The 21,062-nt window shown below is 69.8% G+C and carries 21 protein-coding genes; 11 read left to right on the forward strand and 10 right to left on the reverse strand.

All coding sequences use genetic code 11. From position 1 onward, the window contains the following. Window positions 1-28: 28 nt before the first annotated feature. Genes ACGFI8_RS43045 through ACGFI8_RS43055 form a run of 3 tightly spaced genes read right to left on the reverse strand, consistent with a single transcriptional unit; the run spans window position 29 to window position 3,777 of the window. Entirely contained in the window at window positions 29-2,416 is a 2,388-nt protein-coding gene (locus tag ACGFI8_RS43045) for a hypothetical protein (protein WP_392813610.1), read from the reverse strand. A 9-nt stretch (window positions 2,417-2,425) separates the two neighbouring features. Next, on the reverse strand, window positions 2,426-3,475 hold the full coding sequence (locus tag ACGFI8_RS43050) for an alpha/beta hydrolase (protein ID WP_392813611.1): 1,050 nt from the start codon (window positions 3,473-3,475) through the stop codon (window positions 2,426-2,428). A 5-nt stretch (window positions 3,476-3,480) separates the two neighbouring features. Continuing rightward, complete coding sequence (locus tag ACGFI8_RS43055) at window positions 3,481-3,777, reverse strand: YbaB/EbfC family nucleoid-associated protein (protein WP_392813612.1); 297 nt, start codon at window positions 3,775-3,777, stop codon at window positions 3,481-3,483. A gap of 219 nt (window positions 3,778-3,996) precedes the next feature. Between ACGFI8_RS43055 and ACGFI8_RS43060 the strand changes: the two genes are divergently transcribed. After that, window positions 3,997-4,239 carry a zf-HC2 domain-containing protein gene (locus ACGFI8_RS43060; protein WP_392813613.1) on the forward strand — a complete coding sequence of 81 codons (243 nt, stop codon included), beginning with the start codon at window positions 3,997-3,999 and terminating at the stop codon, window positions 4,237-4,239. A gap of 25 nt (window positions 4,240-4,264) precedes the next feature. Here ACGFI8_RS43060 and ACGFI8_RS43065 read toward each other — a convergent pair whose 3' ends face one another. The 3 genes from ACGFI8_RS43065 to ACGFI8_RS43075 form a co-directional block, all read right to left on the reverse strand. Then, a complete protein-coding gene (locus ACGFI8_RS43065; RefSeq protein WP_392813615.1) occupies window positions 4,265-4,795 on the reverse strand; it encodes a sigma-70 family RNA polymerase sigma factor in 531 nt (176 codons plus the stop codon). 25 nt (window positions 4,796-4,820) lie between these two features. After that, window positions 4,821-5,708, reverse strand: a complete 888-nt coding sequence (locus ACGFI8_RS43070) for an alpha/beta fold hydrolase (RefSeq protein ID WP_392813616.1) — start codon at window positions 5,706-5,708, stop codon at window positions 4,821-4,823. A 172-nt stretch (window positions 5,709-5,880) separates the two neighbouring features. Further along, window positions 5,881-8,658 carry a BTAD domain-containing putative transcriptional regulator gene (locus ACGFI8_RS43075; RefSeq protein ID WP_392813617.1) on the reverse strand — a complete coding sequence of 926 codons (2,778 nt, stop codon included), beginning with the start codon at window positions 8,656-8,658 and terminating at the stop codon, window positions 5,881-5,883. 433 nt (window positions 8,659-9,091) lie between these two features. Between ACGFI8_RS43075 and ACGFI8_RS43080 the strand changes: the two genes are divergently transcribed. Next, the gene (locus ACGFI8_RS43080) at window positions 9,092-10,288 is read left to right on the forward strand and encodes a cytochrome P450 (RefSeq protein ID WP_392813618.1); all 1,197 of its coding nucleotides are present in this window, start codon (window positions 9,092-9,094) and stop codon (window positions 10,286-10,288) included. A gap of 18 nt (window positions 10,289-10,306) precedes the next feature. Then, entirely contained in the window at window positions 10,307-11,548 is a 1,242-nt protein-coding gene (locus ACGFI8_RS43085) for a cytochrome P450 (protein ID WP_392813620.1), read from the forward strand. Between the two features lie 4 nt (window positions 11,549-11,552). On the opposite strand, the gene ACGFI8_RS43090 is transcribed toward ACGFI8_RS43085, so the two are convergent. Next, entirely contained in the window at window positions 11,553-13,079 is a 1,527-nt protein-coding gene (locus tag ACGFI8_RS43090; RefSeq protein WP_392813621.1) for a long-chain fatty acid--CoA ligase, read from the reverse strand. A 375-nt stretch (window positions 13,080-13,454) separates the two neighbouring features. On the opposite strand from ACGFI8_RS43090, the gene ACGFI8_RS43095 reads away from it, so the two are divergent. The 3 genes from ACGFI8_RS43095 to ACGFI8_RS43105 all read left to right on the forward strand — a co-directional run bounded on the left by ACGFI8_RS43095 (window position 13,455) and on the right by ACGFI8_RS43105 (window position 16,217). Next, complete coding sequence (locus ACGFI8_RS43095) at window positions 13,455-15,227, forward strand: ricin-type beta-trefoil lectin domain protein (RefSeq protein ID WP_392813623.1); 1,773 nt, start codon at window positions 13,455-13,457, stop codon at window positions 15,225-15,227. A 60-nt stretch (window positions 15,228-15,287) separates the two neighbouring features. Further along, window positions 15,288-15,512 carry a hypothetical protein gene (locus ACGFI8_RS43100; RefSeq protein WP_392813625.1) on the forward strand — a complete coding sequence of 75 codons (225 nt, stop codon included), beginning with the start codon at window positions 15,288-15,290 and terminating at the stop codon, window positions 15,510-15,512. 69 nt (window positions 15,513-15,581) lie between these two features. Beyond that, window positions 15,582-16,217 (forward strand): suppressor of fused domain protein, encoded by a 636-nt coding sequence (locus ACGFI8_RS43105; RefSeq protein ID WP_392813628.1) that lies wholly within the window; start codon window positions 15,582-15,584, stop codon window positions 16,215-16,217. On the opposite strand, the gene ACGFI8_RS43110 is transcribed toward ACGFI8_RS43105, so the two are convergent. After that, a complete protein-coding gene (locus ACGFI8_RS43110) occupies window positions 16,180-16,695 on the reverse strand; it encodes a hypothetical protein (protein ID WP_392813631.1) in 516 nt (171 codons plus the stop codon). The genes ACGFI8_RS43105 and ACGFI8_RS43110 overlap by 38 nt on opposite strands. Beyond that, a complete protein-coding gene (locus tag ACGFI8_RS43115; protein ID WP_392813634.1) occupies window positions 16,695-16,928 on the reverse strand; it encodes a hypothetical protein in 234 nt (77 codons plus the stop codon). Before ACGFI8_RS43115 ends, ACGFI8_RS43110 begins: the two co-directional genes overlap by 1 nt. Before the next feature lie 40 nt (window positions 16,929-16,968). On the opposite strand from ACGFI8_RS43115, the gene ACGFI8_RS43120 reads away from it, so the two are divergent. The 3 genes from ACGFI8_RS43120 to ACGFI8_RS43130 all read left to right on the forward strand — a co-directional run bounded on the left by ACGFI8_RS43120 (window position 16,969) and on the right by ACGFI8_RS43130 (window position 19,501). Further along, entirely contained in the window at window positions 16,969-17,865 is an 897-nt protein-coding gene (locus tag ACGFI8_RS43120; protein ID WP_392813636.1) for a hypothetical protein, read from the forward strand. 72 nt (window positions 17,866-17,937) lie between these two features. Continuing rightward, window positions 17,938-18,210 (forward strand): hypothetical protein, encoded by a 273-nt coding sequence (locus ACGFI8_RS43125; RefSeq protein WP_392813639.1) that lies wholly within the window; start codon window positions 17,938-17,940, stop codon window positions 18,208-18,210. Continuing rightward, entirely contained in the window at window positions 18,203-19,501 is a 1,299-nt protein-coding gene (locus ACGFI8_RS43130) for a carbohydrate binding domain-containing protein (RefSeq protein WP_392813642.1), read from the forward strand. Before ACGFI8_RS43125 ends, ACGFI8_RS43130 begins: the two co-directional genes overlap by 8 nt. 1 nt (window position 19,502) lies before the next feature. Here ACGFI8_RS43130 and ACGFI8_RS43135 read toward each other — a convergent pair whose 3' ends face one another. Next, window positions 19,503-19,691 (reverse strand): hypothetical protein, encoded by a 189-nt coding sequence (locus ACGFI8_RS43135; RefSeq protein WP_392813644.1) that lies wholly within the window; start codon window positions 19,689-19,691, stop codon window positions 19,503-19,505. On the opposite strand from ACGFI8_RS43135, the gene ACGFI8_RS43140 reads away from it, so the two are divergent. Both ACGFI8_RS43140 and ACGFI8_RS43145 read left to right on the forward strand, forming a co-directional pair. Next, complete coding sequence (locus tag ACGFI8_RS43140; RefSeq protein WP_392813646.1) at window positions 19,684-20,622, forward strand: sigma-70 family RNA polymerase sigma factor; 939 nt, start codon at window positions 19,684-19,686, stop codon at window positions 20,620-20,622. The genes ACGFI8_RS43135 and ACGFI8_RS43140 overlap by 8 nt on opposite strands. 62 nt (window positions 20,623-20,684) lie before the next feature. After that, window positions 20,685-21,050, forward strand: a complete 366-nt coding sequence (locus tag ACGFI8_RS43145; RefSeq protein ID WP_392813649.1) for a VOC family protein — start codon at window positions 20,685-20,687, stop codon at window positions 21,048-21,050. The last annotated feature ends 12 nt before the right edge of the window (window positions 21,051-21,062 follow it).

Consider the following 21,062-nt stretch of genomic DNA (forward strand, 5'->3'; position numbering starts at 1 on the left):
GACACGACGGGGACTCGGGGCGGGTCGGTCAGGGACAGCTGGCCAGGGTTTCGGTCAGGATCCTCAGGAGCCCGGCGAGCTCTGGCCGCCCGTCCGCGGTGATCCTCTGCTCGAGGGCGCTCATCCGCACCACCCACGCGACCCGGTCGATCGGACTGAGCTGGCAGGCCTGGATCTGTGTGACGGCACCCTGCAAGACCGGGTTCGCCCCGACCGGGTCCGGCTGCGCGGCCAGGTGCCGGGTCGTCTCCGCATCGATACCGAGTACGGTGCTGACCGCCGTGAACACCGTGGCATTGGCCTGGCCGTGGCTGAACCGCCGGACTGTCCCGGCGCCGTCGTTCGCGACGACCCGGCGCTCGCCCGCTTCGTCAAGCGCGCCGGCCAGGGCGGCCATGTCCGCCATCCAGGCCTTGCCCTCTTGCGGACCGCGCGCCCGCCCGCCCGTGTACGTCAGCCACAGCAACTCGTCGTCCCAAGGCTTGCGCAGCTTCCGCTTCTCCCCGGCGTCGTCGTCCACTCCCACGGCGGCGTGTGGTTGCAGGTAGTCGAAGGCGAACGTCTCGCGAAGCGGCTCCGAGAGGACGGGGCCGGGTTCGATGGCGGTAAGGTCGACGGGTCCCGTGGGCGCGAACCGGTGCGCCGACGGGTCGGCCACCCCACCGGCCGCCCGCACCAAGCCGAGGATCACGTCATAGGCGCCCACCTCGCGGTCGCCGGGCTCCTGCCGGCGGAGGTTGTGCAGTGCCTCGCCGACGTCCGGCCGGAGCAGATCGGTGATGTTGTCCCGCAGGTACCGCTCGGCGTCGGGCCAGGTGTTCTGGGCCAGCCACCGGGCCAGCACGGGCGGCAGCCCGCGATCGTCCGGCGCCACGGGCACCGTGTCGGCCGCGGCGAACAACGCCGGGGTCAGCCCGGCCGCCATCGCGTGCACGACGCCGGCCGGATCGGTCACCTGCCAGCGCTGTTCGAGCCCGTCCGTGCGGGCCTCGACCGTTACCGGCCGGAACTGCGCGCGGACGGCCGCGTACGCGTCCGAGCCGGAGGTCGCGACAACGACCGGCCGCGCGCCGAGCCGCTGATAGCGCACCAGGACGGTACGCAGCGCCGTCAGTTCAGGGCCGTCGTGGGCCAGACCGTGGAGGACGTTGATCGCGACGACCGGCCGCTGCGCGTCCTGCGCCGCATGGACGATCCGCGTCAGGGTGTCCGCCCGCTGCCGCCAGGAATCTCCCGTGTCCACCACGAGGACCGGTCCCACGTATCGCGTGCCCACCGGCGCGGGGATCGGCTCGACCGGCGCGGCCGGCTGACCTGGTGCCGGCGAAGGCTTTTCTGGTACGTCGGGCGCTCCCGGCCGGACCGCGGGCGGGCCGGACCGGGACGTCGACGCGACAATCGCCCGACCGGCCGGGTCGACCCGCACCACACGGGTACCCGGATCCAGCAGGACCGCCATCCGCCGATCGTGCGACGCCGGGTCGGCCAGGGCCACGGACATCGTGGGACCGTCCGTACGCGGCCCACGGCCGTCAGGCGGCTCGACCCACCACAGCCTCGGCTGCGGTCCGCCGTCGGACATCAGCCACATCAGCCGTTCCGGCCCGGAACCGCGCGGCGCGGACCGGACGAGGGCCGCCGACCCGGGTGCGTCGAGGAGTCCGACGATCAGCGCGTCGGGATCGACCCTGGCCGGGGTATCACCGAGCACCTCGTACAGCTGCGACGAGGTGACCGGGGCCACCGAGCGTCGCAGCACCTCCGCGACTTGCGCGGGCGCCCCGTACCGCGCCAGATACACCCCCAGCGCGTAAGGCGCCGGTGACGGTGACTCGCTGCCGAATACGCGCCACGGTTGCGTTGCCTCGGGCCGGATCTCAGGGGCCTGGTCGAGGTACTGCTCCAGGCGCTGCCAGGACGGCGCCGGCCCGCCGGTGGCGAGGTCGACCGCGGTGTGCATCGCCCCGCGCATCGCCGACTGGAGCCGCGGTAGCACGCGTATCGCGGTCGCGTCCGGAGCCGCGGTTTCCTGCTCTTCGGCGTCGACGTACACGGTCCGCGGCGAGGGAACCAGGCCGGGCCCGGCGTGGACGCGTACACCGTAGAAGTCCGCGACGCCTTCGAGCGTCTTGGTGTCTGCGGCCGGCCCGGCCGACGGCGAGGGCACGATGACGAGCCGGTCGCGCTCGGGGCCGGTCAGAGCGCTCACGTACCGCTGCACCGGAGCGGACATCTCCGCGCCGGCGTCGAGGTAGAGAGCGACCGTGCCGTGTAGCGGTGGCTGGTGCAACGCCCGGGCCATGAGCACCGGGTCGGGCGATGCCGTCGTCCGGTTGGTGAGCATGAGCAGCCCGGACGGCACGGGAACGACCAGGAGGTCTTTGCAGATCACCCAGGTGCTGCCGCCGTCGGCCATGGCCGTCCCCTACTCGCCGCTGCGCTTCGGGTGGTGCACCCGTGACGACTGCGGCCGGACCACATCGCCCGTCCACGCCAGCATGGCCGCGTGCGTGGACGGCGCGGTCGTCGACCAGGCGAGGCAATGCCCGGTGCCGGGAACCAGCATGGTCGTCAGGTCGGCGTCCGGCCCGTAGTACGCGGCTTCGTAGTTGTGCACCGCGGTCTGTGAGTCGCAGTCGAGCCAGTCGGCGCCGCAGAACATCGCATCACGCTGACCCAGCACGAGAAGCACCGGCAGGTTGACCCGGTACGTGAGCCCTTCCTCCGGACGCGGCGGGAACAACAGGGCGCCCACCTCCGGCAGCTTGACGCCGAACGCGACGACGTCCTTGGTCTCCTCGTCCAGCTGCACCATGGCGGGGTCGGCGGTCGCCGGACTGTAGAACAGCCGGGCCCGGCCGCCCGGCCGGAAGGTGTCGTAGCCGGAATACAGACCGGATCCCGCGAACTTCGGGTCGTCGTTCGCCGGATACACCTCCGCGGCCAGCGCCGCACCCTGTTCGGCGCTCTGGCCGTGCAGCAGACCGGTCACGACCAGGGCGTCGATGTCGTCGGGGTAGTGCGCCGCCACCGTGATGCCATCCGTCGAACCCAATGAATGCCCGACCCAGACGACACGACGGAATGAGGTACCGAGGGCACCGGACCGCAGCGCCGTCACCACATCATGAAAAGCGACGGCTTCGGCCCCGACCGTGAGCACGCTCGACGGCGGCACTGAGCTGTTGCCGGTGCCGAGCGCATCGACGTTGAAGGTCGCGAAACCGGCCCGCGTCGCCTCGTGAACAAACGAATACCGATTATTGTGGACGGGTGGGTCCCAATACAGGTGGTTGTAAGACGCACCGTGGACGAGCAGCAGGACCGTGTCCGGCGGGGTCGAGCCGCGATAGCAGAGCTCGCCCCAGACGTGCTGGTCGTAGGGCCCCGGGTCGGCGATCCGGACGGGGACGGTGTACTGGGTGCGGTGTTGAGGTGATGTCACCAGTTCGCTGCGGACGGACACTGTGCTCACCGGCCTCAGACGATCCGGGTCTTGGCCCGGCCGTACGTCTGGATCGCCTGCTGGGCCTCACGTATGGCGCCCAGGACGAGCTGCTCCAGCGTCGCCACGGCGTGCGGGTCGGCGACGGCCGGGTCGATGTGCACGCGGACCGGTTCGCCGTTGCCGCGCATCGTCACCACCACCTGGCCGTTGCCCGCGCTGCCGGTCAGCTCGACCTCGTTCAGGTCGTGCTGGAGCGTGAGCAGGTTGTCTCGCAAGGCGATCGCCTGTTCCATCAACTGCCGCGGGTTGCTCTGCCCCTGGGGTCGCATGTCTTCCTCCGGTCATCAGCGGCCGCATCGATGTGCCTGGCAACCACTACGTGCCGGCGAACGCGCCGGTTCGCACGATTCGAGGTCGGTGGCCGATCGACGCGGACCCTGTCGCCGCCGGAATCGGGTGTGAACTGAGTCCCGGGCCGGCTCGTCGTGCAGGTGACGACATCGGACGAAGGGACGGACCGTGGCGATCACGGCGGAGGCGGCACACCGATGACTGAGTTCGGCCATGGTGCGGCCGCGCTGTACCTTCTCGGTGCCCTCGACCCGGCGCGCGAGCACGCCTTCGAACGGCATCTCGCCTCGTGCCGGACATGCCAGCGAGAGTGCGACGAGTTCGGCCCGGTGGCGACCGAACTGAGCCGCCTGCCCGACCATGAGGTGGCGGCCCTGCTGGCGAGCGGCACGGTGGATCCTCCCCGTCGGCGCCGCCGGTTCAGGTTGTGGTGGCGCTGACGGAGATCGTGCCGCGTCGTACGTCTCAGCCGCGGTCTCTGAACGCCGCCCGGAGCAGGTGTAACGCGTGGTGGGTACGCGACTTGACGGTGCCTTCGGGGATGTTCAGGATCTTCGCCGCCTCCCCGGTCGAGCGTTCCCGGATGTACACCTCGAGCAGGACGTTGCGGTAGATGGGGGCGAGCCGGCTCAGCGCGGTCCGGACCGTGATGTCGTTCACGAGATGCTCGATGGGGTGGCCGTCGTCCGCGAACGTGGTGAGGTCGATCGAGTCGATCTCCTTGGGCCGCACCGCGCGGCTGCGGGCCGCGTCGATCGCAATCCGCCGGGCGACGGTGAACAGCCACGGCCGGACGGCGTCACCGGGTGGCAGGTCGTCGCGGTGTTGCCAGGCGCGCAGCAGCGTCTCCTGGAGCAGATCCTCGGCGGCCTGACGCTGGCCGAGGGTGAGGCGGAGCAGGAACCGGTACAGCGACTCCGAGTGGTCCCGGTGGATGGCGGCCATCCGCTCGTCCGCGGAGTTGCGGCAGGTGACAGTCCCGTTGGCGCTTGTCATGGTGTGGACTCCGTCCTCGTGGTGGTCAGTTCGGCCCGGGTTGGCGGCCATGGGCGAAGCCGGCGACGGTGGCGGCGAACGTGTGCGCTTCTTCGAGGTGGGGCAGGTGCCCGCTGTCGTCGAACGTGACGAGCCGGGCATCGGGGATCGCGGCGGCAAGGGCCTGGGCCCAGCGGGGGCCGCAGATGAAGTCGTGAGCGCCGGTGAGGATCAGGCTGGGTACGGTGAGCCCGGCGAGCGAGGCGCGGACGTCGAACGGCCGGGGCTCCTGTGCGCGGGCCGGCGCGACCCACGCCCGCAACCCGTGCCGCACGTCTTCGAGCAGGCTCCGCTCACCCCACGGGTCGGCCAGGTAGACCGGCAGCAGGCGGCGCAGCGCTTCGCAGTAGGCCGCGTCGGTGCCGGCGGTGAGTGCGGCCCGGAAGGCCGGCGGGATGTCCGTCGCGGCGGGACGGTCCGGGTACTGCTGCGGGAACAGTTGGACGTTGGTCACGGCCGCGGTCCAGAAGTCGGGCCCGGTGGCCGGGGAGGTGGCGTAGAGCACCAGCCCGCCCAAACGTTCGGGCCGGCTCAGCGCGTACGTCTGAGCGACGAAGCCGCCGTGGGAGTGACCAAGCAGCAGAGGCGCGGGAACGGCCAGGTGGTCCAGCACCCGGCCGAGGAACTCGGTGTAGCGGTCGATGCTGTAGTCGTCGGCGTGGTCGAAGCGGGCCGACCGGCCGGTCCCGATCGGCTCCAGATACACCACCGTCAGGTGCGTCTCGAGCTCCGGCATGCGCAGGTATTCCCAGCCGAGGCCCGGGCCGCCGGGATGAACGAGGCACACCGGCCCGCGTCCGGCCACGTGGTACCACTGGGGTCGGCCGTCGACCTCGAGCAGGTGCTCACCGGCGGCCAATGGATCGGTGGCCATGGGACTCCTAGCCGTTACGGAACAATGCCATTGCAACCAACCTAGGTAGACCCTGTGCGGCAATAGTGCGCATCGAGTGACATACGAAGCGCAGCCGGTGCGGACGCGGAAAACGCCCGGTCGATGGTGGTTCGGCCGGGGCGTGCGGCGCGGTGGAGCTACTGCTCGGTGCTCAACGCTCGTCCTCGCGATTGTCGAGCAGTTCGAGCGCTTGGGTCAGGCAACCGCGTACGGACCGGTAGTCGCCGGTGGCCATCCCGGTCAGGCCGAGCCGGATGAATGCCTCGGCGGCGTTGAACCGGCTGTCCACCTTCCGGTACAGGTCGATGCCTCGTCGCCGGCACTGTGCGGCCTCGTGGTGGTCGCCGCGCCGCTGGTAGGCCTCGGCGAGGATGTTCCACACGAGCCCTTCGCCGTTGGCGTCACCCAGTTCCTGGAACAATCGCATTGACTCATACGTGGGGCCGGTGCTCTCGTCGAGACGTCCCATCGCGATGAGACAGGCGGCCTGGCCATAGAGCGATCCGGCCATGCCCTTGTTGTGGCTGATCTGTTTGAACAGCGTAAATGCCCGCTCGTCGCTCGCGAGCGACTCGGCGAACCGTCCGCGCATGAACAGCCCGTCGGCCAGGTTGGAGTGGACGTATGCCTGTTCAGCCGACCAGCCGAGCTTCTCGTACAGTGCCCGCGCGGCCTCCAGATGCCGGCGGTGCCGGTCGTGTTCGCCCAGCTTGAGGAATGCCCCGGAGAGGCTGCGATGGCTGTGCGCCTGCCCGGCGACGTCACCGATGCGTTCGGCCGCCTCCAGCGCGCAGCCCATGGTGGCGGCCCAGTCGTGGTACCGGCCCTTGCGGTGGTAGAACTGCTGCAACGTCAGGGCGAGCGGCCAGGCGACCGGTTCGGCGCCCTGCTGCGCGGCGTGCCGGACGACGTTGTTCAGCACCTGGCATTCGGCGTCGAACCACGCCATCGCCCGGATGACGTCGGGGAAGGTCTCGGCGGTCACACCGGGCCGGGCCGGCTCCGGCTCAGGTGGCGGCATCAGCGGTAGCAGGCGCAGGTTGGCGGCGTGGGAACTGTGACGGTAGTGGTCGAAGCACCGGTACAGCGCGGCTCGCCGCTCGTCGTCGGTGTCCACCTCGCGGCAGAGTTCGGTCGCGTACGCACTGATCAGATCGTGGACGACGAACCGGCCGAGCCGCCGCTCGGTGACCATGTGGGCCAGCACCAGCTCACCGGTCAGCGCACGTGCGGACGATGGCGTCAACCCGCCCAGGCTGGCGATGGCGCCGAGCGCGATGTCCGGGCCGGGATGGACGGAGAGCAGCCTGAACAGCCGGGCCGCGGCCGGGCTGAGTGCGTCGTAGGACCACGAGAACACGCCACGCAGGCCCGGTCGCGCGCCCTGCGAGGCGCCGAGACCGTCGAGACCGTCGAGGGCGTCCGGTGCGTGGTCGATTTCGTGTGCGATGTCGGCGAGCGACGAACCGGGATGACTCACGATGCCGGCGGCGGCGATCGCCAGGGCGAGCGGGAGACGTCCACATTGCTGGATGATCTTCTCCATGGCCTCGGGCTCCGCCGCGACGCGGTCGGTGCCGACGCGACGGGCCAGCGCCGTGCGGGCCTCGGGCGCGGTGAGCACGCCGAGCGTGATGCGGTGGGCCCCGTTGCGGGCGACGAGGTCGAGGAGGGTGCCGCGGCTCGTGACGATCACCAGTGCGGTGGCCGAGCCCGGCAGGAGATCCTGGATCTGCTCGATGCTACGGGCGTTGTCGAGTACGACGAGGATCCGGCGATCGGCCATGACACTGCGGTACAGGGCCGCCTGGTCGGCGAGGTCGGTCGGAATGTCGTTCTGCGGTACGCCGAGCGCGTTGAGGAACCGGTGCAGAGCCTCGCCCGGCCCGACCATCGACTCAGGCGGCCCGTAACCACGCAGATCGATGTAGAGCTGGCCGTCGGGGAACTGGGGAGTGCTGAGATGGGCGAGACGCAGCGCGAAGGCGGTCTTGCCGATGCCGGGCATGCCGTGGACGGCCACGATCGTCGTGGCGTCGGTGCTCGCGGACACCATGGCGACCGTCCGGTCGAGCGTGTCGGCCCGCCCGGTGAAGGCGGCGAGGTCGGCCGGCAGTTGCGCCGGTTTCAAGGACCGCGGGGCCGGGGGCACGGCGTCGTCGGCGGCAATGTGTTGCCGCAGGACCCGCTCGTGGGCCGAGCGCAGCTCGCGGCTCGGCTCGACCCCCAGCTCGTCGGCCAGCCGGTGGCGGACGTGCTCGTAGGTGGCCAACGCCTCGGCCTGCTTGCCGTCGGCGGCCAAGAGCAAGACCAGTTGCGACTGCAGCGGTTCGTCCAGCGGGTTGCGCTCGGCCGCCTGCCGTACGCCCGGCAGGATCTTGCCGATGCTCCCGTACCGGAGTGCCGCTTCCGCGGCGTCGTACGCGATGGCCGAGTACTCACGGTCGACGGCGACGAACGCGGGATGGACGCCGGAGGCCGGTTCCAGCCCGGCCGCGCACTGGCCCTGCCACAGTTCGAGCGCCTGGGCGAACTGCGTCATCGCGACGTCCGCCTGACCGCGCGCGGTCGCCGTGCGGGCGTCGTCGGCCAGTTGCCGGCAGCGCACCAGGTCCGACGTCTGCGCGTCGGCCCGCAGGCGGTATTCGGAGCCCCGGCCGAACAGCCACTCGCCGTTGGCCCGCAACGCGAGATCCGGTTCGAGGACGCGGCGCAGGGTTCCGATGTACCGGTGCACGATGTTGACCGCGCTGCGCGGGGGTTCGTCGTCCCACAACAGGTCGAGCAGCTCCGATGTGCTCACCGGCCGGTTCGGCCGGGCCAGCAGCAGGGCGAGGACGAGCCGTTGCTGACGTGAGCCGAGGTCGAGCTCGGTGTCCCGCCGCCACGCCCGTACCGGCCCGAGTACCGCGAACCGCACGTCCGTCATCGGCGGTGCCTCCTGAAACCTCCGTTGCCTGGGGATACCACGCTAGACCGGCGACCCGGACGACGATTGCGTCGAATGACGTATGTTGGCCGTCGGGTCGAGCGACGCGAGATCCGCCGGGTCGACCCGGCGTCGCTCCGGCCGGGTTGACCCGGCGGGACCGCCGCACGGGCGCGGCCCACTCGGCGGCACGGTCAGGCGACGTTCGTCGTCAAGGTCATGTCGGCTCCTCAACCTCGGCTTCCCTGAAGGCTGTCCGAAGTGAACTACGGGAGCGGGCCGGCCGGCGTTCACGATCAATCACGTGCTTCACGCACCGCGTCCCGGAAAGCAGTCAATTGACGTACCCGTCCGACCGCCGTCCTGGACCATTCTGGTGTCCACGCGCACCGATGCCGGCGTCGCGACAGATCCGCCTCGGAGGGAGTCCACTGTGGATCTCGACGGCAACATCACCGAACTCGACAAGGTGTCCGTCAACGTCGATACAGGGACCGAGCGTCAGGACCGCGGCCCGGTCTATCGGTCGACACTGTCCAACGGCATGCCGGTGTGGACGGTGGCCGGCTACGACGAGGCCATCGCGGCGCTGAACGACAGCCGGCTGTCGGCGGCCGCCATGCTGGCCGCCGGCGCTCTCGACGGGGGGAAGCTCGAGCCGGACCTCCGCGACGCACTGCTGAAGGGGCTGACCAACTCCGATCCGCCGGACCACACGCGGCTGCGCCGTCTGGTCTCCAGCGTCTTCACCGCCCGCCGTGTGGAGGCGATGCGACCGTGGATCACCCGTCTGACCGAGGACCTGATCGACGGCTTCGCGCCGGGCGACCGGGTCGAGTTGATGACGGCCTTCGCCGAGCCGTTGCCGATCCTGGTCATCAGCGAGTTACTGGGCATCCCCGAGGCCGACCGCCCGCGGGTCCGCGACTGGTCCCGGACCATCATCTCCGGCCTCGGCTCGCCCGATTTCCCGGTCGCGGCCGCGGTGGAGTTCGTGGACTACCTGCGCGACCTGATCGCCGACCGGCGCGAGCATCCTGACGACGCACTGATCTCCGGGCTGATCCGGGCCCGCGACGAACGCGACGCCCTCACCGCGAACGAGCTCACCTCGACCATCTTCCTGATGATCGTCGCCGGACACGACACGACGGTGAGCCTGATCGGCAACGGCGTCTACCTGCTCATGAAGCAGCCGGACCTGGCCGCGCGGCTGCGCGAGGACGCCGGCCGGCTCCCAGGGGCGATCGAGGAGTTCCTGCGGCTGGAAAGCCCGGTTCCCACGGCCAACATGCGGGCCGCGGTCGAGTCGTTCGACCTGGGCGGCACCCGGATCTCGGCGGGTGACCTCGTCGCCATCGATCTCCAGGCCGCCAACCGTGACAGCGCCCGGTTCACCGACCCCGCCCGCCTCGACCCGGCCCGGGCGCACGGCCGGCATCTCGCGTTCGGCCACGGGATCCACTTCTGCCTCGGCGCCCCGCTGGCCCGCTTGGAGGGCGAGCTGGCGATCGGGACGTTGCTGCGGCGCTTCCCCGGTCTGCGGCTCGCCGTCCCCGCCGCCGAAATGACGTGGAGCCAGGCGACGTTCGTGCACCGTCCGGACGCGCTGCCCCTCATGCTGGCCTGACTCATGTCTGATCAACCGATGCTGAGTACCTCGGACCGGGAGTCCACCCGCGATCCGTACACCTCGCTCGCGGCACTGCGCGAACAGGCGCCGTTGTCCCGGGTGGTCGTCGACGGCCTGCCCGTCTGGCTGGTCACCCGCTACGACGAGGCCGTGCGGATACTGTCGGACCCGCGGATGAGCAACGACGGCCTGCGATACGCCGGTCCGGAGGCACACACCGTTGCCTGGACCGGCGTCACCACCGCAGGTGTGCAGGCCCACCTGCTGCGCGTCGACCCGCCGGACCACACCCGGCTGCGGCGCCTGGTGTCGAAAGTCTTCACACCACGACGGGTGGCGGCTCTCGAGCCGCGGATCCGCACGATCGCCCGGGAGCTGATCGCCGCGCTGCCGGCCGGGGACGCGCGGGCCGACCTGCTCGCGGCGTACGCGGGCCCGTTGCCGGTCGCGGTTATCGCGGAGCTGTTCGGGGTGCCGACCGCGCGCTTGGGGGAGTTCCGCTACTGGACCGACAGGTACGCGGGCGCCTCCGAGAGCGAGGGCGGGCTACAGGCGGAGGCGTCGCGGCGACTCGCGACCATACTGGGGGATCTCATTCGTCGGCGCCGCGAGGAGCTGGCCGACGCGACCCTCGACGTCGAGCACGAAGGAACGCTGCTCGACGGCCTGATCAAGGCCCGTGACCATGACGACCGCCTCGACGAGCGCGAGCTGATCACGATGGCGTTCCTGCTGCTCGCCACGGGCTACGAGACCACGGTCAACCTCATCGCGAACGGTCTGCTGGTGCTGATGTCCGCACCCGGCCGGCTGGCGCGGCTCGTCGCGGAACCCGGCCTCGTCCCCGTGGCGATCGAGGAGGTCCTCCGCGTCGAGTCCCCGGTGAAGACGGTGACCCCCCGGTACGCCACCGAGGATATCCAGGTGGGGGACGCGCTGATCGCGGCCGGCGATGCGGTCCTGGTCCACCACAGTGCCGTCAACCGTGATCCGGCGAAGTTCGCCGACGCGGACGTCTACGACCTTCGACGCGGCGGGTCGCACCTCGCGTTCGGCCACGGACTGCACTACTGCCTCGGGGCACCGCTGGCCCGGCTGGAGGCCCGGGTGGCCCTTGAGGAACTGCTCGCGGCCCGCCCCCACATGGAATTGGCCGTACCGGTCGACACCATCGAGTGGCGGCACAGCCGCATCATCAGGGGCGTGCGCGCCCTGCCGGTGCGGCTCGGGCGCACCTCGGCGCCCGACGGTGATTGACGGATCATCGCGCGAGCCGTTCGTCACGCAGTTGTCGCTTGAGCACCTTGCCCACACCCGATGCGGGCATCGAGTCGGCGAACTCGACGCCGCGCGGAATCTTGTACCCGGCCAGCCGCTGCCGGCAGAACTCCCGCAGTTCCCCGGCGGTGACATCCGCTTCCGCCGAGAGCACCACCACCGCGTGGACCCGTTCGCCCCACTGCTCGTCCGGCAACCCGATCACGGCACAGGCCGCCACCGCCGGGTGCAGCGCCAGCACGTTCTCCACCTCGGCCGAGTAGACGTTCTCGCCGCCGGTGATGATCATGTCCTTGAGGCGGTCGACGACGAAGACGTACCCATGTCCGTCCATGTAGCCGGCGTCGCCGGTGTGCATCCACCCGTCACGGACCACGTCGGCAGTGTCGTCCGGCCGCTGCCAGTAGCCGCGCATGACGTGATCGCCGGCCACGACGATCTCGCCGACGGTACCCCATGGCACCTCTTCGCCGTCGTGGTCGACGACGCGTACCCGGGCGTGCGGGGCGGCGCGCCCGGCGCAGCCCGCGAGCTCGGGCCGGTCGTGGTCGTCCGGCAGCAGTAGGGTCGCCACCGGGGCCAGTTCCGTCATGCCGTAGGCCTGGACGAACCCGGCCCGCGGGAACATCGCGCGTGCCCGTGCCAGCAACGCGTCGGGCATGCCGGAACCGCCGTAGATCAGGTGGGCCAGGCTCGACGCGTCGAAACGGCCCGCATCGGCGAAGTCGACCATTTGCCGGATCATCGCGGGCACCAGCAGGACGTCGGACACCCGGTGGCTTTCCACGGCCGCCAGAACTCCCGCCGGTGTGAACCCCGGCACCATCACGTGCGTGCCCGCGGTGACCAGCGCGGCGACCCAGGTCGCGAGGTCCGCGAGGTGGAACATCGGCGCGGCGTGCAGCAACCGGCCGCCGGGCGTCACGAACTGCCCGGTCGCCAGACTGCCCCAGGCGGACGCGAGCAGGTTGTCGTGCGTCAGCATCACGCCTTTCGGCTGCCCGGTCGTGCCGCCGGTGTAGAAGATGCCGAACAGTTCGTCGCCGCCCCGGCGGCTGTCGGGCATCGGCACGTGGCCGGCGACCAACTGTTCGAACGAGACAGTGCCGGCCGGGGCGTCCGCGTCGGTCATGACCACGACGGCCGACAGGTCGACCTGCTCGCGCACGGCGGCCACGGTGGCCAGCAGGCCTTCGTCGACGATCAGGACGTGCGCCCCGCAGTCGCGCACCGCGAAGAGGATCTCGGCGGGAACCCATCGGTGGTTGATCGGCACGACGACGGCGTCCGCCCACGCGACACCGAGCAGGCTCTCGTGGAAACGGTCCGAGTTCGTCGCGAGCAGCGCCACCCTGTCCCCGCGGCCGACCCCGAGCGACCGTAGCCCCGCGGCCAGGCGGCCGACCCGGTCCGCGGATTCGGCCGTGGACCGTACCCGGTCCCCGAAGATCGTCATCGGCCGGTGCCCGTCCAGCTGAACCGCTCTGTGCAGTGCCTGGGTCACATACATTCGGCGATCTCCTCCCACCGTCAGGTTAGGCCTCCGTTAACCGGCACGAAACCCTTGGTCCCGCGGACCCGCGGCATGGCACGTGGACCTGCCGTGGGTCGGTGGGCGCCGGCGCCCGGTGCGGCGGTGTGGCTTCGCGCCGAGCCCGGCACGCAGTGCTCGCGGGCCGGCTGGGCGGGCCGGGGGGTCGGGGGTCGGGGAGTTCGGCAGCGGCGCAGATCAACGAATGCGATCAGCAAACAAAGTTAAACAATTCCCTGTTGGACATTGTTCGATGGTGGCGAAGTAGGAAACACTGGGCGTTCCTGACCCTTCAACCAGCGAGAGATGCCCATGTTTCGATTGCAGCTCAGGCCGCGGCGCAAGATTCTCGCCATGTTGGCGGGGGCCTTGCTCGTCGTCGGCATCGGTACGGCGCCCGCGTGGGCGCAGCAACAGCAGCAGGGGCCGCCGGATCCGTCAATCCCGGCCAATGACAGTGCGCGCGGGCTCGTGTACGACGGGTTCAAGGTCGGCACCGGGCGCTGCAAGGGACTGTTCGAGCTCAAAAAGGTGCCGGGGGCGTGCACGCACGGGCCGGATGCGGCATTTGCCGGTACCGATGTCAAGCAGTCCGTCGCGCCGCTGAGCTCGGTGGCCGCGGCGCCGTTGAGCGTCGTCTGCGACGGTGACGGGCAGTCCGGCAACCGGGTGCAGGTGCTGTACATCCACGGCTCCGGCAACGCCGACCGGTACAGCCAGTATCTCGCCTCGATCCGCACCTGGACCGCGGGCGTGGACGACATCTACAGCGCCAGCGCGGCGCAGACCGGCGGCGTGCGGCACATCCGGTTCGTGACGGACAGCTCGTGCAACATCGCGGTGTCCGACGTGGCCATCGACAACGGCTCGCTGTCCGACTTCGGCGCCTCGGTCAACGCGATCAAGGCGCAGGGCTACAACCGGACCGACCGGAAGTACCTCATGTACGTGGACGCGACTGCCCTGTGCGGCGTGGCGTACGTGACGCTGGACGACCGGCCGGGGCAGGAGAACTACAACAACTCCGGGGCCAGCTTCAGCCGGGTCGACTCCGGGTGCTGGGGCTCCGGGCCGGCGGCGCACGAGCTCACGCACGCCATGGGCGCGGTGATGAGCAGCTCGCCGAACCACACCGCCTACGGGCACTGCACCGACGACTACGACATCATGTGCTACAACGACGGGCCCGGCACGGTGCTGCGCATCGTCTGCGCCGACCCGGCGCAGGACGACCGGCTCGACTGCAACAAGGACGACTACTTCAACACCAACCCGCCGGCCGGCTCCTACCTGGCCACGCACTGGAACACGGCCAACAACCGGTTTCTGCTCACCAGTGGAACCGGCACTCCGGCGACTGCTGGGACGGTCACTGGTCCGGGCGGCAAGTGCGTGGATGTGAGTGGTGATGATACGGGCGGTAACGGGGCCGCGGTGCAGTTGTGGGACTGCCAGTCCTACGCGGTGGACCAGCACTGGACGCACAACGCGGACGGTTCGCTGTCGACGCTCGGCCGGTGCCTGGACATCGTGGGGAACGGGACCGCGCTTGGCGCGCTGGTCGAGCTGTGGGACTGCAACGGCGTCGGTGGGCAGAAATGGGTGCAGCAGGCCGATGGGTCGCTGCGCAATCCGCAGTCCGGTCGGTGCCTGGACTCGCCCAACGGGGCGACCGGCAACGGCACTCGGTTGCAGATCTGGGATTGCAACGGCAGCGGCGCGCAGAAGTTCTCCGTCAACGGCGGCGGAACGATCAACGGCCCCGGCGGCAAGTGCGTCGATGTGAGTGGTGATGATACGGGCACGAACGGGGCGGCGGTGCAGTTGTGGGACTGCCAGTCCTATGCGGTGGACCAGCACTGGTACCACAACACGAACGGTTCGCTGTCGACGCTGGGCCGGTGCCTGGACATCGTAGGGAACGCGACCGCGAATGGTGCGCTGGTCCAGTTGTGGGACTGCAACGGGGTCGGTGGCCAGGGGTGGCTGCAGCAGGCCGATGGGTCGCTGCGCAATCCACAGTCCGGTCGGTGCCTGGACTCGCCGAATGGGGCGACCGGCAACGGCACTCGGTTGCAGATTTGGGATTGCAACGGCAGCGGCGCACAGAAGTTCGCCCTCGTCTGAGGTCCAACACGAGGATGGCCGTCCCGCCGGGCGGCCATCCCCCGAGGAAACGGCACCTGGGTGCAGGTCATCGCGGTCCGCACCTGGACCGGGACGACGACGGTGTACGACCTGAGCGTCTCGGACCTGCGGACGTACTACGTCAGCGTCGGCGGCACCCCGGTCCTGGTGCACAACGAGGACGGCGGCGGGCTGTACAGCCCGCCGCGGACACAACGGAAGGACCCCGACCCCAGCCGATCGTGCGGCCCTCGGGGCGGGACCCGGGCAGGTCGTCGACCATGACCCGCCGCTCGTCAAGCGATACTGGGAAGGTGATCCGAGGTCCGGGCGAGCGCGAACGACCGGTCCAGAATGAAGCTGCAGGACCGCACGGACTCGAACGAGCAGGGCGCGCGTTGCAGGACTACGCGATCGAAAGGGCGGGCGAGTTCCTCGGAGGTGGGTTCTGTGAGTTTTGAGCAGTGCGCGACGGCGCACTTCGCTGACACCTGGCAGGTCGTACCTCAGCAGCATCGGCCGAGCACCGGGCGGTTCTACGAGTTGCCGTCGCGGTTCAGCGTGCTGGAGTTCCAGCGCAAACGCACCTGGTGCTACGCCACCGTCGGGATGAGCGCCGGCGAACCGGACGGCATCGAAACCTTCATCGTTACGCCGGGGCAGAACCTGCGGGCGGTGGAGTTCCTGTACTACCTGACCCACTTCCACCTGACCGGTGCGCGCCTGGATCTCGGACATACCGTCAACTTCGGCGAGGAGCTCTGGGACGGGTCGGGCCTGGATCACGGCTTCCTCTCGTTCCCGTATGTGGAGGAGCCCGGGTTCGAGTCATTCGACTGCGAGAACGGGCGCACGAACGTTGCCTGGCTGATCCCCATTACGTCGGCCGAGCGGGACTACAAGAAGGAGCACGGCGTCGAAGCTCTCGAAGCGCTGTTTGAGGAGTACAGCCTCAACTATCTGAACCCGTCGCGCGCGAGTCTGGTGTGATGCCCTGACGCCGATTCCTTGAGAATCCAGGCCGGGCAATCAGGGCCGTTCGCGGGGCGATCGCGGACAGGCGCTGCGCCTTGCCCGACTTCGGGAGCTTCGCCGGGCGGACCGCGCCCAGGCGCTGCGGATAGACCCAGGAGGCCAGTGTCTCCAGGGCGATCCGGGCGGCGATCGCGGCCTGGGCGGCGAGCGCGATGCGGTCGACCGAGGCGGTGATCGGCAGCTGGTGGCCGGCCAGGCCGGACAACGCGCCACCGCCCTTCTGGACCGCCCACCCGCCGGTGAGCGACGCGATGAGCACGTCGCCGCCACGGGTCCACCAGTCCAGCGCGCGCTGCGGTGGCGGGCGGCGGAACGGGCGGACGACGCCGGTGGCCGCGACGCAGGCGGCGAAGACCGCGGCGGCCGCGAGGCCGGCGAAGGCGTCCATGATGCCGAGCACAACCAGGGCGAGCATCAACGCGGCTGGCGGCATCAGTTGAGGGTTTCGATGACTGGTACAGCGATGGTGTCGAACGCGTCACGAGGGCGGAGGGAGGCGATGAGGTGCGGCCCGAGCGGTAGCACGACTTGGTGTACGTTGCCGGGCGTGACGCCGTCGGCAGGTCCGCTCTCGAGTCCGTTGTTGCGGGCGATGTGTCTGGCTTGATTGAAGAGGTGCTCGATCCGAAAGCGGAGGAGCGCACCGGAATCGAACAGTTCGTACATTTGATGGTCGACTGCTGCAAAAAAGGGGAGGAGGTCAACCGTGAGTGCACCGATCGCGGCGCAGCTCCGGGTGCAGAAGAGTCGGTGCGATCTGCCGACGGTACTTGAGCGGTGGTTCGTCGGAATGCGCGACGCCATCGGCGATGGGGTGCCCGAGGCGTTGAAGATCCAGCCGATGCATCCTGACGGGCTGGAGTACTCCCGGCCTGGCACCGTCGGTCCCGCGGGTTCACCGTGGGGGATGATCAGTATGCGGCGCCGCACGGCCCGCAGTATCCGCAAGTCCCACAAGGTCTACTCCCCGGCGAACTGGGTCAAGTTCACGCAGGCATTCGACGCGGATCTCCTCAGCGGTGACGTGCACCTCAGCCGGATCGACGCCACCGGGAGACCGGAACGCGGGTGCGTCGTGGGTATGGAGACCAGTTTTACGGATCCGGACTGGTGTTTCCTGGAGGCGATCATCCCGGTGGACTGGTTTGCGGTACCGGACAACCAGGCACGAACCCTGGCCGCGATGCGCGCCGTCGCGGAGCTGTGCGACCCGGCATACGGGCAGGTCGGCCCGTTACTCGAAATCCATCGTTCGGCGCTGGAGGGCGCGCTGGCCCATGTCCCGGACTTCGACATCGCCGAGCATCGCACCACACTGCACGGCTACGCTTGGCTCACGGTGTGCTCACAGGAGATCGGTGACCAACTCGGCGGCCTGGACGGGCTGGCCGGCAGCGGCGCTTTTGTAGAGGCGACGAAGCTGGCCGCTGGCGGGTACTGGCTGCTGGCAACCCACGACTACGGCGACTACGACCTCGCGGCGGCCACCAAGGTCTTCACCACCGTGGCGCGGAAACTCATGACCGGCATGCCTCGATTTGCAATCGTTGACGGGATCGTAGTCGCCCGCGACGCCGCCGAACTCCAAGATATCCAGAACTGACCAACCGTCGACCGTGAACGGTGCGGGTGCCGAATTCCCCGTCCATGCAGGTCAAGCGGCCTGGTGGTAATCGTGGAGGATGCCGCCGAGGCGACGGCCGAGACTGCGGCGACCATCGCCGGGTTCCTCGCCCTCGGCTGGACCATCCCTGCCGACCTCGAGCGGTGCTGGGGCTGGTTCGCCGCCGGCCACTGGCCCTGCGATGTGGACCGCACCGGCGACGCCCGCCTTTACAAGTTGCGCGTGCTGCAGGCGGAACTGAAGGTCACCATAAATGATCTTCAGAAACGGTTAACAAACCTTGACATTTGGTGGAGTGAGCCACTCTCATCAATGTATGCGTAGGTGGAGAGGTCTGGCGATCGGCGCCGGGTGCGTGACGGCCGCCGTGGTGGCGATTTCCGCGATGGTGCTGCCGGCCAGCGCCGGCACGAACCCCGTCGGCAATCCGGGCTTCGAGTCCGGCCTGTCCGGGTGGTCGTGCAGCGGGACGGCGAGCGCGGCTACGGGCACGGTGCATTCCGGGACGTACGCGTTGAAGGCGACGCCCAGCGCGAGTGACACGGCCCAGTGCACCCAATCCGTGGCGGTCTCGCCGAACACGACGTACACGCTGACGGCGTGGGTGAACGGCAGTTACGTGTACGTGGGGGCCTCCGGCGCGAGCATCTGGACCCCGTCCACCGGTGGGGCGTTCCAGCAGCTCTCGACGTCCTTCACGACGTCGTCGTCGACCACGAGCGTGACGGTGTTCGTGCACGGGTGGTACGGGCAGCCGACGTACTACGCCGACGACTTCGTCCTGACGGCCGGCTCGGGCGGCGGCGGCACGACGGTGCCGCCCACGTCTACGACGGCGCCGTCGAGCAGCGCTCCGGCCAGCCCGACGCCGACCGGCAGCCCGACGCCGACGAAAAGCCCCACGCCGACCAAGAGCCCGACACCAAGCCCGACGGGTGGCACGGGTCCCGGCGCGAGCCTCGCGGCCTGCCCGTTCTGGTCGACCGTCACCCCGCCGGCCCGGGTCGTCGGACCGAGCCACAACTCGACGAGCCAGGGGCCGCTGATCAGCCTGAGCGGCCGGCTTCCCGCACCGTCCACGGTGACCGGTGCCCTCAGCGGCTCGAGCGTGACGATCACGTTCAGCCGGGTGACGGGCGCCGTGGCGTACCGGGTGTGGCGCAACAGCCAGTCGGTCGGCTGGGTCGACGACTGGGGCCAGGCGACGCTGTCCGTGACCGACACGGCACCGTGCCGCAACGCGCACTACACGATCGCGGCACTGCGCTCCGACGGGAGCGACGCCTCCACCGGCGCGCTGTCCCAGCCGTACATCCTCGCCGACAGCGGCGCCGTCCAGCCGTACGCGATTCCGGCCGGCACCCAGTTCGAATACGAGATTACGTCGTACAACGACCTCGGCCAGACGGCGAGCGGCTACACCACGGCGCTGGGCATCTGTGCGGTCGACACCCGGTACATCCCGTGGGGAACCCGCTTCAAGGTGGACGGGTACGGGTACTGCTACGCGGCCGACATCGGCACCTGGATCCAGGGCCAGATCGTGGACGTGTGGCTGCCCGGCGCCGAGGCCGACAGCTGGGGCGTGCAGAAGCGAACGATCACCATCCAGTAAATCAGGCGAACAGCCGAAGGTCGAAGGCACCGGCGATCGCCGCGGCGCCCGCGTCGTTCGGGTGCACGTCGTCATCGGAAAGCCACTCGGCGCGCACCTTCGTCGGGTCGGCCTGGTCGCGCAGCGCCGCGTCCAGGTCGACCACGGCGTCGAACGCGCCCCTGCCGTGGATCCAGAGGGTCTTGTCCATCCCGACGAAAGGCACCCGCAGGGTGAAGGGCTACCGGATGCTCGGCTCCGGCTTCGAGGCCGAGGACGCGGTGCAGGAGACCCTGGTGCGGGCATGGCGGTCGTCGGACCGCTACGACGAGCGAAGGGCGTCGCAGCGCACCTGGCTGTACCGTATCGCGACCAACATCTGCCTCGACATGCTCCGCAGCGCGCAACGCCGCGTTCTGGCAATGGACCTGGGCCCGGCGGCCGAGGCCGGCACAGTCCTCGGCCCGCCGGTGGCGGACCAGCGGTGGATTCATCCGATCCCGGACGGCCGTGTTCTGCCAGCGACCGGCAGCCCGGAGGAGGTGGCCGTGCAGCGCGAGACGATCCGGCTGGCGTTTGTCGCCGCACTTCAGCACCTGCCGCCCCGGCAACGCGCCGTGCTGATCCTGCGTGACGTGTTGTGCTGGACCGCTGAGGAGGTCGCGGATCTGCTCGAGACCACCGTGGCATCGGTGAACAGCGCGCTGCAGCGGGCGCGCGCGACGCTGCGGACGAACCGGCCCACGCCGAGCGATCCGTGGCGGCCGGCCGACCCGGCCCAGCGCGATCTGCTCGACCGCTACTGCGCCGCGTTCGAAGGCCATGACGTCGCCACGCTCGTGTCGCTGCTGCACAAGGACGCCACCATGTCGATGCCGCCGTTCGCGTGGTGGCTCCGTGGCAGAGACCAGATCCGCTTGGCCCTGCTGGACCCGCAGGCGTCCTGCGCGGGGGCGCGGCTACGGGCGGTACAGGCGAACGGGTCGCCGGCGTTCTGGCAGACGCGCCCCGGCCCGGCCGGCGGCCACCTGCCCTTCGCGCTCGTGCTGCTCGATGTGGTTGACGGTCTGATCACCGGTATCGTCACGTACCTCGACGCCGACCGGCTGGTTCCGTTGTTCGGACTCCCGCCGCACCGATGAGTTCCAGCGCGCTGGGACGTACTTCCTGGGACCGGACCCGAACGACCCGGAGGAGATTTCCCGTGCCAACCGTCCAGCCCGTCATCACCACGCCCAACCTCGATCGCCAGCGCGTCTTCTACCAGCGGCTGCTCGGCGCCGTGCAGACAAGCCGATTCCCGGCCGACGGACCCGTCTTCTTCGTCGGTCTCAAGCTCGGCGACTCGGAACTCGGGCTGGTCAACGAGGCCAACGCCGATCTGTCGACGCCGCTGCGGATCCTGCTGAGCGTCGAGGTCGACGACGTCGACGCGCTGCTGGATCAGGTGGAGGCAGCAGGCGGGCGGGTGCTCGGCCCGCCGACCGACATGCCGTGGGGCCAGCGAGTGGCCCATATCCACGACCCCGACGGAAACATGGTCAACCTGACCCAGACCCTTCCGCGGTGATCGGGTAACGCA

The sequence above is a fragment of the Dactylosporangium sp. NPDC048998 genome (assembly GCF_043197855.1).
Taxonomy (GTDB): Bacteria; Actinomycetota; Actinomycetes; order Mycobacteriales; family Micromonosporaceae; genus Dactylosporangium.

Excerpts from the sequence above, each read along its gene's own strand:
- ACGFI8_RS43045 (WP_392813610.1), bottom strand. The coding sequence starts at position 2,416 with ATGGCCGACGGCGGCAGCACCTGGGTGATCTGCAAAGACCTCCTGGTC.
- ACGFI8_RS43055 (WP_392813612.1), bottom strand. The coding sequence starts at position 3,777 with ATGCGACCCCAGGGGCAGAGCAACCCGCGGCAGTTGATGGAACAGGCG.
- ACGFI8_RS43060 (WP_392813613.1), top strand. The coding sequence starts at position 3,997 with ATGACTGAGTTCGGCCATGGTGCGGCCGCGCTGTACCTTCTCGGTGCC.
- ACGFI8_RS43065 (WP_392813615.1), bottom strand. The coding sequence starts at position 4,795 with ATGACAAGCGCCAACGGGACTGTCACCTGCCGCAACTCCGCGGACGAG.
- ACGFI8_RS43070 (WP_392813616.1), bottom strand. The coding sequence starts at position 5,708 with ATGGCCACCGATCCATTGGCCGCCGGTGAGCACCTGCTCGAGGTCGAC.
- ACGFI8_RS43075 (WP_392813617.1), bottom strand. The coding sequence starts at position 8,658 with ATGACGGACGTGCGGTTCGCGGTACTCGGGCCGGTACGGGCGTGGCGG.
- ACGFI8_RS43085 (WP_392813620.1), top strand. The coding sequence starts at position 10,307 with ATGCTGAGTACCTCGGACCGGGAGTCCACCCGCGATCCGTACACCTCG.
- ACGFI8_RS43090 (WP_392813621.1), bottom strand. The coding sequence starts at position 13,079 with ATGTATGTGACCCAGGCACTGCACAGAGCGGTTCAGCTGGACGGGCAC.
- ACGFI8_RS43095 (WP_392813623.1), top strand. The coding sequence starts at position 13,455 with ATGTTGGCGGGGGCCTTGCTCGTCGTCGGCATCGGTACGGCGCCCGCG.
- ACGFI8_RS43105 (WP_392813628.1), top strand. The coding sequence starts at position 15,582 with ATGAAGCTGCAGGACCGCACGGACTCGAACGAGCAGGGCGCGCGTTGC.
- ACGFI8_RS43110 (WP_392813631.1), bottom strand. The coding sequence starts at position 16,695 with ATGCCGCCAGCCGCGTTGATGCTCGCCCTGGTTGTGCTCGGCATCATG.
- ACGFI8_RS43115 (WP_392813634.1), bottom strand. The coding sequence starts at position 16,928 with ATGTACGAACTGTTCGATTCCGGTGCGCTCCTCCGCTTTCGGATCGAG.
- ACGFI8_RS43130 (WP_392813642.1), top strand. The coding sequence starts at position 18,203 with ATGCGTAGGTGGAGAGGTCTGGCGATCGGCGCCGGGTGCGTGACGGCC.
- ACGFI8_RS43135 (WP_392813644.1), bottom strand. The coding sequence starts at position 19,691 with ATGGACAAGACCCTCTGGATCCACGGCAGGGGCGCGTTCGACGCCGTG.